The following is a 12,330-nucleotide window of genomic DNA, read 5'->3' on the forward strand; positions in this document are numbered from 1 at the left end:
CCCCTCCCCCCCCCCTCCCCTCTCCGTCGCCCCCCCCCCCCCCCCCCCCCCCCCCCCCCCCCCCCCCCCCCCCCCCCCCCCCCCACTTCGACGACACGCCGTACGGCCGGCACCGGGCTCTCCGGCGGCACCCCCGCCCGGGCCCGAACGGGGAGCCCGCGGCGGCAACCGAGCGTGATCGGCGGGGAGATGTGTACCACGACCGGCCGTGAGCCCGGTCACGCGGGACGCCGCAGCCTCCAGCGGTCTCCTAGTCTGGCTCCAGTGAACCTGCCCGGCCGCCCCGCCCCCACCACCCCGGACGCCCCCGCGCGCCCCGCCGCCCTGCGCACCCTGCTCGCGCTCGCGGTCGTGTTCCTGATGCTGGCGACCACCGGCTGGACCGCCGTGCACCGCCCCGACACCGGGATCCAGGCACGGGCCGCCGAGCTCGTCGCGTGGGCCTCGGTCCGGGTGGCAGGGCAGGCCGTGCCGCCCGCCGACGCCCCCGTACGGACGGTCGCCCGCTTCTTCGCCGGCCTCGACGGCGCCCAGCGGGCCCACCTCGCCGACGGCTACCCGCTCGTGGTCGGCAACCTCGACGGGGTGCCCGCCGAGATCCGCTACCGGGCCAACCGCCGCGCCCTGGCGCAGGCCGCGCGGCTGGAGCGGGCCCGCGGCCGGGACGTCGCGCTGACCCCCGCCGACCGCGGCACCGCCGTCCGGCGCGCCCACCGCTTCGAGTCCCTCGCCGAACCCGGCCGGCAGATCCTGGTCTTCGACCCCACCGGCAGCGGCCTGGTGGCCGAGGTCTTCGGCGACCTCGCGGCGGCCCGGCGGGTCTCGGTGGTCGTCCCCGGCGTCGACACCGACGCGCTCACCTTCGAGCGCTCCCAGCGCCGCCTCACCGCTCCCGCCGGCATGGCGCGCTCCCTGTACGAGGCCGAGCTCGCGACCGCGCCGGCCCGCCGTACCGCCGTCATCGCCTGGGCCGGCTACACCGCCCCCACCGGGGTCGGCGTGGACGCCGCCACCGGCAGGCTCGCCGTGCAGGGCGCCGTACGCCTGGAGTCCCTGGCGGCCGCCCTGCCCGGGGACGCGAGCGTGGCCCTGTTCTGCCACAGCTACGGGTCGGTGGTGTGCGGGGTGGCCGCGCGCCGGCTGCCGGACCGGGTGACCGACCTGGTGGTGGCGGGCAGCCCCGGCATGCGCGCCGAGAACGCCGCCGCGCTGCACACCTCCGCGCGGGTCTGGGCGATGCGCGACGAGGGCGACTGGATTTCCGGCGTACCGCACGTGGAGGTCGGCGGGGTGGGCCACGGCGCGGACCCGGTGGCCCCGGAATTCGGCTCACGGCTGCTGTCCTCGGAGGGGGCCGGGAGCCACACCGGTTATTTCGAGCCAGGCACGGCCTCCCTGGACAACTTCGCCAAGATCGGAACCGGCGCCTTCGGTTCCGTCGCGTGCGCGAACGGCGGCGACGACTGCCGGCTCGGAATTTCCGGCACGGACGGTGACTGACGGGGCCCTCCCCCGCCGCGTACCCGTAGCAAGTCGAAAATCGGGCCGGAAGACGAGGGGGACGCGCGGGGGCACGTCCCTTTACGATGTGCCGCATGGGTGACGTACTGGCCGGAAATCATGCCGTCTGGGAGTTCGACTCGGACTCGGTGCTCATCCGCTTCGCACGGGGGATGCGAACTCCACGGCTCTGGCACGCACTGGGCGAGCGCCGGATCCCCCTGGAAGCGTTGTCCGGGGTGAACGTGAGCGCCGCCGCCGGGGCGATGGGCCGGCGGGACACGGTGGTGCTGCGCGCCGATCCGCGCGCGGGCGCCGATCCGCTGATGGAGGCTGCCGCCGGGCAGCTGAAGGAGGGCTGCGACCCGTACCGCCTCGTGCTGCCCGGGGACCGGGCGCCGCAGGCCGTGGCCTTCGCCGACGCGCTGCGCGAGCGGCTGGGACCCGGCTCCGCCGAACCGGCCGACCGCTTCCTCGTCGAGGTGCCGCAGCCGCCGGTCCACCTGAAGGCGTACGACGCCCGGGTGGGCTTCGACGGCTCGGCGGTCACCTTCCACTGGTCGCGCACGGGTGCCAGCAGCGCCAAGTGGCGGGCCGGCGACCAGCGTTTCGCGCTGGCCGGCCTGGCCGGCGTCGAGTGGGCCTCCCCGGACCGCCCCGGCGGCGGGTACCTGCGGCTGCGGCCCCGGGACGCCGCCGGAGACCCCGGCCCGCCGGACCACGACCTCGCGGCCGCGGTGTTCGGGGTCGGGTACGGGGCGGTGCACGAGTCCCTGCCGTTCGCGGCCGCCGTGCTCGCCGCGCTGCGCGAACGGACCCCCGTGGCCTCGGTCCCGCACGCCCGGGCGTCCGACGACCGGCTGACGCACCTGAGCGAGCTGCACAGCACGGGCCTGCTCACGGACGCCGAGTACGCGATGCTGCGGGACCGTTTCGCCGCCGGGGCGTGAGCCGCCGGCGCACGGGGCCACCGGCGCACGGGCCACCCCGGCACGGGCCGAGGGTCCGGCCTACGCCTCGCGGGAGTCCGAGGTGAAGGCCATGTCCGGGTAGCGCGCGCCGGCGACCCGGCCGGCCAACGGCTCCAGCAGGGCCAGCTCCGCCCCGGTCAGGGTGATCCGGGTCGCGGCGGTGTTCTCCCGCAGCCGGCCCGGCTTGCGGGTGCCGGGAATCGGGACCACCGTCAGGCCGTGCACCGCCGCCCGCTGCTGCACCCACGCCAGCGCGACCTGCGCCGCCGTGACCCCGCGCGCCGCCGCGATCTCCCGGACCGGAGCCAGCAGGGCCGCGTTGGCCCTGGCGTTCTCGCCGGTGAAGCGGGGCTGGCGCTGCCGGAAGTCGTCGGCCGGCAGCTCCGCCGCCGCGTCCGCGAAGGCCCCCGTCAGGAAGCCGCGCCCGAGCGGGGAGTACGGCACGAAGGCCACGCCCAGCTCGGCCGCCGCGCCCACCGCGCTGCGCTCCACGTCCCGGCTGAACAGCGACCACTCCGACTGGACCGCCGCGATCGGGTGCACCGCGTACGCCTCGCGCAGCTCGGGCCCGGTGACCTCGCTGAGGCCGAGGTGGCGCACCTTCCCCTCCCGCACCAGCTCGGCCATGGTGCCCACCGACTCGGCGAACGGCACGTCCGGGTCGCGCCGGTGCATGTAGTACAGGTCGATCACCTCGACGCCGAGCCGCCGCAGGCTGTCCTCGACCGCCTGCCGGACGTACGCGCGGTCGTTGCGGACGCCCCGGTACAGCGGGTCGTCGTTGCGCTCGATGGCGAACTTGGTCGCCAGGATGATCTCGTCCCGGTGGGCCGCCACGAAGGGCGCCAGGAACTCCTCGTTCGCGCCGCGCCCGTAGACGTCCGCCGTGTCGAAGAGGGTGACCCCGGCGGCCAGCGCCGCGTCCAGGGTCTCGCGGGCGGCCGTCTCGTCGGTCTCGCCGTAGAACTCGCTCATGCCCATGCAGCCGAGGCCCTGGACGCCGACGACCGGTCCGCCCCGGCCCAGTTCGGCCCGCGCGATCGGGGTGCCGTGCTCCGTCATGACCGTGCCTTCCCGGCGACCGCTTCGGCGCCCGCCGCCGGGGTGCCCGTCGCTCTCATCCCGTACATGTTGATCTTCACGTCGAGTACGCCGAGTGCGTCCGTCAGCTCCGCGAGCCGCGCCCGCACCTCGCGGCGCGTCCGCTCCAGCAGCTCGCGGCGCTCGTCGACGGTGTGCTCCCCCTCGCGGACGAGTTCGGCGTAGCGGACCATGTCCGCCACCGACATCCCGGTGGCCCGCAGCTTGCCCACGAAGGCCAGCCAGCCGAGGTCCTTGTCGGTGAACCGCCGCTGCCCCGAGTGGGAGCGGTCCACGTGCGGCATCAGGCCGATCCGCTCGTACCAGCGCAGCGTGTGCTGGGTCAGCCCGGTCCGTGCCTCGACCTCGCTGATCGTGTACCGCGTCTCCGTCAGGCTCATGGCCCTACGCTAAAACCCTGGAGCGCACTCCAAGCAAGTAGGCTCGGCGGCATGGAGACCATGCAGAGCCTGCGGGCCATCGAGACCTGGCCGGTACCCGCCGCCGCGGCGGCAGTCGTACGCGCCGACGGGAGCCTGGCCGGCTCCCACGGGGACACGGCCCGGCGCTTCCCGCTCGCCTCGGTCACCAAGCCGCTCACCGCGTACGCCGTCCTCGTCGCGTACGAGGAGGGGGCCCTGGAACTGGACGATCCGGCCGGGCCCGAGGGGTCGACGGTCCGTCACCTGCTCGCGCACACCAGCGGCCTGGCCTTCGACGAGCACCGGGTGACGGCCCCGCCCGGGGAGCGCCGGCTGTACTCCAACGCCGGTTTCGAGGTGCTCGGCGACCACCTCGCCAAGGCGACGGGGATCCCCTTCGCCGAGTACCTGCACCAGGCCGTCTTCGAGCCGCTGGGCATGGCTTCCTCCAGCCTGGAGGGCTCCCCCGCCAAGGACGGCGTCTCCACGGTCGCCGACCTGGTGCGCTTCGCCGCCGAACTCCAGGCGCCCCGGCTGCTCGACGTCCGCACCGTCGCCGAGGCCACCTCCGTGGTGCACCCCGGTCTCAAGGGCGTCCTGCCGGGCTACGGGCACCAGTCCCCCAACGACTGGGGCCTCGGCCTGGAGATCCGCGACGGCAAGTCCCCGCACTGGACGGGCCTGACGTCCTCCCCGCGCGCCTTCGGCCACTTCGGCCAGTCCGGCACCTTCCTGTGGGTGGACCCCGACGTGCGCGCCGCCTGCGTGGCGCTGACCGACCGGGCCTTCGGCCCCTGGGCCGTGGAGGCCTGGACCCCCTTCACCGACGCGGTCCTCGCGGAGCTGCGCGGCCGCTAGGGGATGTCGGCGACGGCTATGCGGGCAGTTCCCAGATCAACAGTTCGCCCGGGGACCCGGCGGTGATCTCCAGGCCCTTCTCGCCGGTGATCCGCGCCGAGTCCCCGGGGCCCAGCTCCTGCCCGTCGAGCCGCAGGTCTCCGCGCACCACGTGCAGGTAGACCCGCTCCGCCGCCGGTACGGGGACCCGCTCGCCCGCGCCCGGCCGCCGGACGTGCAGCACCGCGCCCGCCTCGGGGACCTCGTACGGGGTGCCGTCCGCGAGGCCCCGTACCACCTCGTACGCGGGCTCCCCGCCCGCGGTCAGCGGCGCGAGCCACATCTGCACGAACCGCAGCGGGACCGGGCCGTCGTTGCGCTCCACGTGCCGCGCCCCGGAGCCGGCGCCGAGCCGCTGGACGTCCCCGGGCCGGACCGTGCCGGTGTGCCCGCCGGTGCTGTCCTGGTGGGTGAGCTCGCCCTCCACCACCCAGGTGACGATCTCGGTGTGGCTGTGCGGGTGCTCGTCGAAGCCGGCGCCGGGCGCGAGGCTCTCCTCGTTGCAGGCCAGCACCGGACCGAAGCGGATGTTGTCGGGGTCGTAGAAGGACCCGAAGGAGAAGGCGTGGCGGGTGGTGATCCCGGCGGCCGGATCCCCTCCCGCGTACCGGTCGGCGGCGCGGCGTACATCGATCATGCGGGCCACCGTAGCCGCCGCCGGGGGGCGGCGTGCGGACCCGAGTCCGAGGCGGGCCGCCGATAAGGCAGTCTTGTCCCGTGCCCCAACCCGAACGTGAGCAGCCCCCCGAGATGCGTCCCGCGCATCCGGTCCACCCGCACACCGCGACGCTGCGCCGACTGGAGAAGTCGTCCGGCCGGCTCGCCGCCGACGCCATCGCGCGGATGGACGAGAACCTGCCCTGGTACCGGGCGATGCCTCCGGAGAACCGGTCGTGGATCGGTCTGGTCGCACAGGCCGGCATCGCGGCCTTCACGGAGTGGTTCCGGCACCCGGAGACCCCGCAGGCCATCTCCACCGACGTCTTCGGGACCGCTCCGCGCGAGCTGACCCGGGCGATCACCCTGCGCCAGACCGTCGAGATGGTCCGTACGACGATCGAGGTCATGGAGGCCGCGATCGACGAGGTGGCGGCCCCGGGCGACGAGTCGATCCTGCGCGAGGCGCTGCTCGTGTACGCCAGGGAGATCGCCTTCGCGACGGCCCAGGTCTACGCCCAGGCCGCCGAGGCGCGCGGCGCGTGGGACGCCCGGCTGGAGTCCCTGGTCGTGAACGCCGTGCTGTCGGGCGAGGCCGACGAGGGCGCGCTGTCCCGGGCGGCCGCGCTCGGCTGGAACTCCCCGGAGCACGTCTGCGTGGTCCTGGGCACCGCCCCGGAGGGGGACAGCGAGCTGACGGTGGAGGCGATCCGCCGTGCGGCCCGCCACCACAAGCTCCAGGTGCTGACCGGGGTGCTCGGCGACCGCCTGGTGGTGATCGCGGGCGGCAGCGACAACCCGATGCAGGTGGCGAAGTCCCTGATCGGGCCGTTCGCGGCCGGTCCCGTGGTGGCGGGGCCGGTGGTCCCGGACCTGCTGAACGCGACGAAGTCCGCGCAGGCCGCCGCGGCCGGCCTGAAGGCCTGCACGGCCTGGCAGGACGCGCCGCGCCCGGTCCTGGCGGACGATCTCCTGCCCGAGCGCGCGATCGCCTCGGATCCCTCGGCCAGGGAGCAGCTGGTGGAGGAGATCTACAGACCGCTTGAGGAAGCGGGCTCGGCGCTGCTGGAAACGCTGAGTGTCTATCTGGAGCAGGCCAGCAGCCTGGAGGGGGCCGCGCGGATGCTGTTCGTGCATCCCAACACGGTGCGCTACCGGCTCCGACGTGTGACCGACGTCACCGGCTGGTCACCCTCGGACGTCCGTTCGGCGTTCACGCTGCGAATCGCCCTGATCCTGGGGCGTCTGGCCGACGGAGATCAACAGTCCTAGACTTTTGTCGGACATCAACAATTACCCCGACCGTTCTTCGTCCCTGTCCCCACGGGCGGCGGAGACCATCCACAAGAGAGAGTGTGAGGGTGCTCGTACTCGTCGCTCCCGGCCAAGGCGCTCAGACGCCCGGCTTCCTGACTCCCTGGCTCGAACTCCCCGGCGCCGCCGAGCGCGTCGCGGGGTGGTCCGACGCCATCGGGCTCGACCTCGCCCACTACGGCACGAACGCCGACGCGGACGAGATCCGCGACACCGCGGTGGCCCAGCCGCTGCTGGTCGCGGCCGGGCTGCTGTCCGCTTCCGCGCTCGGTTCGCCGACGGCCTTCGGTGCCGTCGCGGGCCACAGCGTCGGTGAGATCACCGCCGCCGCCGTCGCCGGTGTACTGAGCGAGGGCGACGCACTGTCCTTCGTCCGTACCCGCGGTCTGGGCATGGCCGAGGCCGCCGCCGTCACCGAGACGGGCATGGCCGCGGTGCTGGGCGGCGACCGTGACGTGGTCGTCGCGCACCTGGAGAAGCTGGGCCTGACCCCGGCCAACATCAACGGCGCGGGCCAGATCGTGGCCGCCGGCACCATGGAGCAGATCGCCGCCCTGGAGGCCGACAAGCCCGAAGGCTCCATGAAGGTCGTCGCCCTCAAGGTCGCGGGCGCCTTCCACACGCACCACATGGCTCCCGCGGTCGCCACCCTGGAGAAGGCCGCCGAGGCGCTCGCTCCGGCCGACCCGGCGCTGAAGTACGTTTCCAACAAGGACGGCCTCGTCGTCTCCTCGGGCGCCGACGTCGTCGCCCGTCTCGTGGGCCAGGTCGCGAACCCGGTCCGCTGGGACCTGTGCATGGAGACGTTCGCCGAACTGGGCGTCACCGGGATCATCGAGCTGTCCCCCGGCGGCACCCTGACGGGTCTGGCCAAGCGCGCGCTCAAGGGCGTGCCCAGCGTGGCGCTGAAGACGCCGGACGATCTCGACAAGGCCGCGGCGCTCGTCGCCGAGCAGACGGCCTGAGAGAAGGAGCCCACACAGCATGTCAAAGATCAAGCCGGCCAAGGGCTCCCCGTACGCCCGCATCCTCGGTGTCGGCGGTTACCGCCCGACCCGTGTGGTGCCCAACGAGGTCATCCTCGAGACGATCGACTCCTCCGACGAGTGGATCCGCTCCCGCTCCGGCATCGCGTCCCGGCACTGGGCCTCGCCCCAGGAGACCGTCGCCGCGATGTCGGTGGAGGCTTCCGGCAAGGCGCTCGCCGACGCCGGTGTCGCCCCCGAGCAGATCGGTGCGGTGATCGTCTCGACGGTCTCGCACTTCAAGCAGACCCCGGCCATCGCGACGGAGATCGCGCACCGGATCGGCGCGGGCAAGCCGGCCGCGTTCGACATCTCGGCGGGTTGCGCCGGTTTCGGCTACGGCCTCACGCTCGCCAAGGGCATGGTGGTGGAGGGTTCCGCCGAGTACGTGCTCGTCATCGGCGTGGAGCGGCTCTCGGACCTGACCGACCTGGAGGACCGCGCGACGGCCTTCCTGTTCGGCGACGGCGCCGGTGCCGTGATCGTCGGCCCCTCGGACGAGCCGGCCATCGGCCCCACGGTGTGGGGTTCGGAGGGCGACAAGTCCGAGACCATCAAGCAGACCGTGCCGTGGGACGAATACCTCGGCAAGGACGGCGGCGAGAAGTTCCCGGCCATCACGCAGGAGGGCCAGGCGGTCTTCCGCTGGGCCGTCTTCGAGATGGCCAAGGTGGCCCAGCAGGCGCTCGACGCGGCCGGGATCACCCCGGATGACCTGGACGTCTTCATTCCGCACCAGGCCAACATGCGGATCATCGACTCGATGGTGAAGACTCTCAAGCTGCCGGAGCACGTCACGGTCGCCCGTGACGTGGAAACCACCGGCAACACGTCGGCCGCCTCGATCCCGCTCGCCATGGAGCGGCTCCTGGCGACCGGAGCGGCGAAGAGCGGCGACACCGCGCTCGTCATCGGCTTCGGGGCGGGGCTCGTCTACGCCGCGACGGTCGTTACCCTCCCCTAGGGCCCGGGATCACTTCCCGCCCTGATCCACCAGTTAGCTACAGAAGGAGCGCCACATGGCCGCCACGCAGGACGAAATCGTCGAGGGTCTCGCGGAGATCGTCAACGAGATCGCGGGCATCCCGGTCGAGGACGTCGAGATCGGCAAGTCCTTCACCGACGACCTGGACGTCGACTCGCTGTCCATGGTCGAGGTCGTCGTCGCCGCTGAAGAGCGCTTCGACGTGAAGATCCCCGACGAGGACGTCAAGAACCTCAAGACGGTCGGCGACGCCGCCGACTACATCCTGAAGCACCAGGCCGCCTGAGCCTGACGAGCGTTTGTCGCCACCTGGCGGTGGCGCCGTGACAATTCAGCACCCCCTTAGACGTGGAGAAAGAATTCCTGTGAGCCCGACCAATCGCACCGTGGTCGTCACCGGTATCGGCGCAACCACTCCGCTGGGTGGCGACAGCGCTTCGACCTGGGAAGGTCTGCTCGCCGGCCGGTCCGGCGTCTCGCCCCTGGAGGGTGAGCGCTTCGCCGAACTGCCGGTCCGGATCGCCGCCCAGGCCGCCGTGGACCCGAGCGAGGTACTCCCCCGCCCGCTGGCCCGCAAGCTCGACCGCTCGGCGCAGTTCGCCCTCATCGCGGCCCGTGAAGCCTGGGCCGACGCGGGTTACACCGCCCCGGCCGGCGAGGACGGGGCCGTGGTCCCCGAGCGTCTGGGTACCGTGATCGCCTCCGGCATCGGCGGTGTCACCACCCTGCTCGACCAGTACGACGTACTCAAGGAGAAGGGTGTGCGCCGGGTCTCCCCGCACACCGTTCCCATGCTCATGCCGAACGGCCCCTCGGCCAACGTCGGCCTCGAGGTCAACGCCCGCGCCGGTGTGCACACCCCGGTCAGCGCGTGCGCGTCCGGCGCCGAGGCCATCGGCTACGCCGTGGAGATGATCCGTACCGGCCGTGCCGACGTCGTCGTCGCCGGCGGCACCGAGGCGGCGATCCACCCGCTGCCGATCGCGGCGTTCGCCAACATGATGGCGATGTCCAAGAACAACGAGAGCCCGACCACGGCCTCCCGCCCGTACGACAAGGCCCGCGACGGCTTCGTCCTCGGCGAGGGCGCCGGTGTCGTGGTCCTGGAGTCCGCCGAGCACGCCGCCAAGCGCGGCGCCCGCGTCTACTGCGAGGTGCTGGGCCAGGGTCTGTCCGCGGACAGCCACCACATCGCGCAGCCGGAGCCGACGGGCCGCGGTGTCGCGGCCGCCGTGCAGAACCTGCTCGACAACACGCAGCTGGACCCGGCCGAGCTGGTCCACGTCAACGCGCACGCCACCTCCACGCCGCAGGGTGACACGGCGGAGCTGAAGGCGCTGCGCAAGGTCCTGGGCGACGACCTCGACCACATCGCGATCTCGGCGACGAAGTCGATGACCGGTCACCTGCTGGGCGGCGCGGGCGGTATCGAGACCGTCGCGACCGTGCTGGCGCTGTACCACCGGATCGCCCCGCCGACGATCAACGTCGACGAGCTGGACGAGGACATCGACGCGGACATCGTGCGCGGCGAGCCCCGCAAGCTGCCGGTCGACGGCCCGATCTCCGCGATCAACAACTCCTTCGGCTTCGGCGGCCACAACGTCTCGCTGGCGTTCCGCACTGTTTAGCGCGCCTTAACCGGCGCCGCCCTCGCGGACGTGGTTGCTCGCCGTTCTGGCTGCTCAATTGACGGTTGCGGTGTTCGTCGTCTCGAACACCGCAACCGGTACGACGAAGGCCCACCCGGACGCCGGGTGGGCCTTCGTCGTACCGGGCGGCTAGACCACCTGGTGGAGCCAGCGGACCGGGGCGCCTTCGCCGGCGTAGCGGAAGGGCTCCAGTTCGTCGTCCCAGGGCTTGCCGAGCAGTTTGGCGATCTCCGCCTCCAGGTCGGTCTCGCCGCGCGCGGACCGGGCGAGCGCGGCGCGCAGCCGGTCCTCGGGGATCAGGATGTCGCCGTGCATACCGGTGACGGCGTGGTAGATGCCGAGCTCCGGGGTCGAGCTGTAGCGCTCGCCCTCGGCGGTCGGGCAGGGTTCGGCGGTCACCTCGAAGCGGAGCAGGTGCCAGCCGCGCAGGGCGGAGGCTAGTTTCGAGGCGGTGCCCGCCTCTGCCTGCCAGGAGAACTCGGCTCTCCAGGTACCGGGGGATGCGGGCTGCCTGATCCAGTCGAGGTTCACCCGCACCCCGAGCACGCCCGCTACGGCCCATTCCACGTGCGGGCAGAGCGCACGCGGTGCGGAATGCACGTACAGGACTCCACGTGTCGTCACCTGGACCTCCAGTATGGGACGAGGTCGGGAATAAACTCCAGAAAACGGACAGTATGTGACGTGATGTAATGTAACGGAAATTATTTGACATTGCGCTACGTCACCTGCGGCCGAAACACCACGGGAAAAAGCTACCGTGCGCCAAGGGTCATGGTGTGACGTACGGTCGCTCCAAGGCCCGTAAACCCAGAGCATTCACTCAGCAGGACGCCCCCTGGAGGACCGGGGGCGACGAGGGAGGACCACCCCATGCGCTCCACCGCCGCCCGCCGTCGCGCACGCCGGTCCGCGGGCGTGGCGGTGGCCGTCCTGGCCGCGACGGTCACGGGCTGTGACTCCGGCGGTCCGCCGGCCGGCGGTGAACGGGGGGCGCAGGCCGCGCCGCGCTGGAACACCGCGCCCGCCTCGGTCGCCGCCGTCGGGGACTCCATCACCCGCGGTTTCGACGCCTGTTCGGTGCTGGCCGACTGCCCCGAGGTCTCCTGGGCCACCGGCAGCGATCCCGCCGTCCGTTCCCTGGCCGCCCGGCTGCTGGGCGACGCCGAGGTGCCCGCGCGCAGCTGGAACTACGCGGTGACCGGCTCGCGCATGGCGGACCTTCAGGGACAGGTGGCCCTGGCGGCCCAGCACAAGCCCGGCCTGGTCACGGTCATGGTCGGCTCGAACGACGCCTGCCGGCCCACCGCTTCGTCGATGACCCCCGTGGCGGAATTCCGCGCCGGCTTCGAGCGCGCCCTGAAGGAGCTGCGGAGCGCGTCGCCGGACTCGCAGGTGTACGTGTCCTCCGTGCCGGACCTCCAGCGGCTGTGGGAGCAGGGCAAGGACAGCCCGGTCGTACGGCAGGTCTGGAAGCTGGGGATCTGTCAGTCCATGCTGGCCGACCCGCTGTCGGCCGCGGCGGTGGCGACCGCCCGCCGGGAGAAGGTGCGGGCGCGGGTGGTCGAGTACAACGAGGTGCTGCGCGAGGTGTGCGCGACGGACGCGCTGTGCCGCTACGACGGCGGCGCCGTCTTCCAGTACCCCTTCGGGGCGGACCAGCTGAGCCGCTGGGACTGGTTCCACCCGGGCCGGGACGGGCAGGCGCGGCTCGCGGAACTCGCGCACCGACAGGTGACGGCGGCGGCGCCGCCACGTTGACGCGCACCGGGCCCGAGGCGGTCTCGGGGTCCGCTCCCGGCCCGGTACACGGGTCTTTTCCGGCCA

Annotated in this window: 13 protein-coding genes; 9 read left to right on the forward strand and 4 right to left on the reverse strand. The window is 73.0% G+C overall.

The window, feature by feature from the left end; all coding sequences use genetic code 11:
- Positions 1-270 precede the first annotated feature (270 nt).
- Together ACZ4WZ_RS06570 and ACZ4WZ_RS06575 are read left to right on the forward strand one after the other, a co-directional pair.
- The gene (locus ACZ4WZ_RS06570; protein ID WP_467886599.1) at positions 271-1,500 is read left to right on the forward strand and encodes an alpha/beta hydrolase; all 1,230 of its coding nucleotides are present in this window, start codon (positions 271-273) and stop codon (positions 1,498-1,500) included.
- 95 nt (positions 1,501-1,595) lie between these two features.
- Positions 1,596-2,450: a DUF4429 domain-containing protein gene (locus ACZ4WZ_RS06575; protein WP_467885935.1), complete on the forward strand. Its 855-nt coding sequence runs from the start codon at positions 1,596-1,598 to the stop codon at positions 2,448-2,450.
- Between the two features lie 60 nt (positions 2,451-2,510).
- Here ACZ4WZ_RS06575 and ACZ4WZ_RS06580 read toward each other — a convergent pair whose 3' ends face one another.
- Positions 2,511-3,533 (reverse strand): aldo/keto reductase, encoded by a 1,023-nt coding sequence (locus ACZ4WZ_RS06580; protein WP_467885938.1) that lies wholly within the window; start codon positions 3,531-3,533, stop codon positions 2,511-2,513.
- Positions 3,530-3,952 (reverse strand): MerR family transcriptional regulator, encoded by a 423-nt coding sequence (locus ACZ4WZ_RS06585; protein ID WP_467885941.1) that lies wholly within the window; start codon positions 3,950-3,952, stop codon positions 3,530-3,532. Before ACZ4WZ_RS06585 ends, ACZ4WZ_RS06580 begins: the two co-directional genes overlap by 4 nt.
- A 60-nt stretch (positions 3,953-4,012) precedes the next feature.
- On the opposite strand from ACZ4WZ_RS06585, the gene ACZ4WZ_RS06590 reads away from it, so the two are divergent.
- On the forward strand, positions 4,013-4,831 hold the full coding sequence (locus tag ACZ4WZ_RS06590) for a serine hydrolase domain-containing protein (RefSeq protein WP_467886600.1): 819 nt from the start codon (positions 4,013-4,015) through the stop codon (positions 4,829-4,831).
- 16 nt (positions 4,832-4,847) lie between these two features.
- Here ACZ4WZ_RS06590 and ACZ4WZ_RS06595 read toward each other — a convergent pair whose 3' ends face one another.
- On the reverse strand, positions 4,848-5,507 hold the full coding sequence (locus ACZ4WZ_RS06595) for a pirin family protein (RefSeq protein WP_467885943.1): 660 nt from the start codon (positions 5,505-5,507) through the stop codon (positions 4,848-4,850).
- Between the two features lie 80 nt (positions 5,508-5,587).
- Between ACZ4WZ_RS06595 and ACZ4WZ_RS06600 the strand changes: the two genes are divergently transcribed.
- From ACZ4WZ_RS06600 to fabF, 5 genes are all read left to right on the forward strand, one after another.
- Positions 5,588-6,799, forward strand: a complete 1,212-nt coding sequence (locus tag ACZ4WZ_RS06600; RefSeq protein ID WP_467885946.1) for a PucR family transcriptional regulator — start codon at positions 5,588-5,590, stop codon at positions 6,797-6,799.
- An 89-nt stretch (positions 6,800-6,888) separates the two neighbouring features.
- On the forward strand, positions 6,889-7,806 hold the full coding sequence (locus tag ACZ4WZ_RS06605; protein ID WP_467885948.1) for an ACP S-malonyltransferase: 918 nt from the start codon (positions 6,889-6,891) through the stop codon (positions 7,804-7,806).
- A 19-nt stretch (positions 7,807-7,825) separates the two neighbouring features.
- Positions 7,826-8,830 (forward strand): ketoacyl-ACP synthase III, encoded by a 1,005-nt coding sequence (locus ACZ4WZ_RS06610; protein WP_388939115.1) that lies wholly within the window; start codon positions 7,826-7,828, stop codon positions 8,828-8,830.
- A 55-nt stretch (positions 8,831-8,885) separates the two neighbouring features.
- Positions 8,886-9,137 carry an acyl carrier protein gene (locus ACZ4WZ_RS06615; protein WP_361604153.1) on the forward strand — a complete coding sequence of 84 codons (252 nt, stop codon included), beginning with the start codon at positions 8,886-8,888 and terminating at the stop codon, positions 9,135-9,137.
- A gap of 79 nt (positions 9,138-9,216) precedes the next feature.
- Positions 9,217-10,482, forward strand: a complete 1,266-nt coding sequence (gene fabF / locus ACZ4WZ_RS06620) for a beta-ketoacyl-ACP synthase II (RefSeq protein WP_467885951.1) — start codon at positions 9,217-9,219, stop codon at positions 10,480-10,482.
- 150 nt (positions 10,483-10,632) lie between these two features.
- Here the strand turns inward: fabF and ACZ4WZ_RS06625 are convergent, their stop codons facing one another.
- Positions 10,633-11,127, reverse strand: a complete 495-nt coding sequence (locus ACZ4WZ_RS06625; RefSeq protein WP_007263912.1) for a DUF3145 domain-containing protein — start codon at positions 11,125-11,127, stop codon at positions 10,633-10,635.
- A 249-nt stretch (positions 11,128-11,376) separates the two neighbouring features.
- Between ACZ4WZ_RS06625 and ACZ4WZ_RS06630 the strand changes: the two genes are divergently transcribed.
- On the forward strand, positions 11,377-12,264 hold the full coding sequence (locus tag ACZ4WZ_RS06630) for an SGNH/GDSL hydrolase family protein (RefSeq protein ID WP_467885955.1): 888 nt from the start codon (positions 11,377-11,379) through the stop codon (positions 12,262-12,264).
- Positions 12,265-12,330 lie beyond the last annotated feature (66 nt).

Source organism: Streptomyces sp. NPDC029122 (assembly GCF_055569445.1).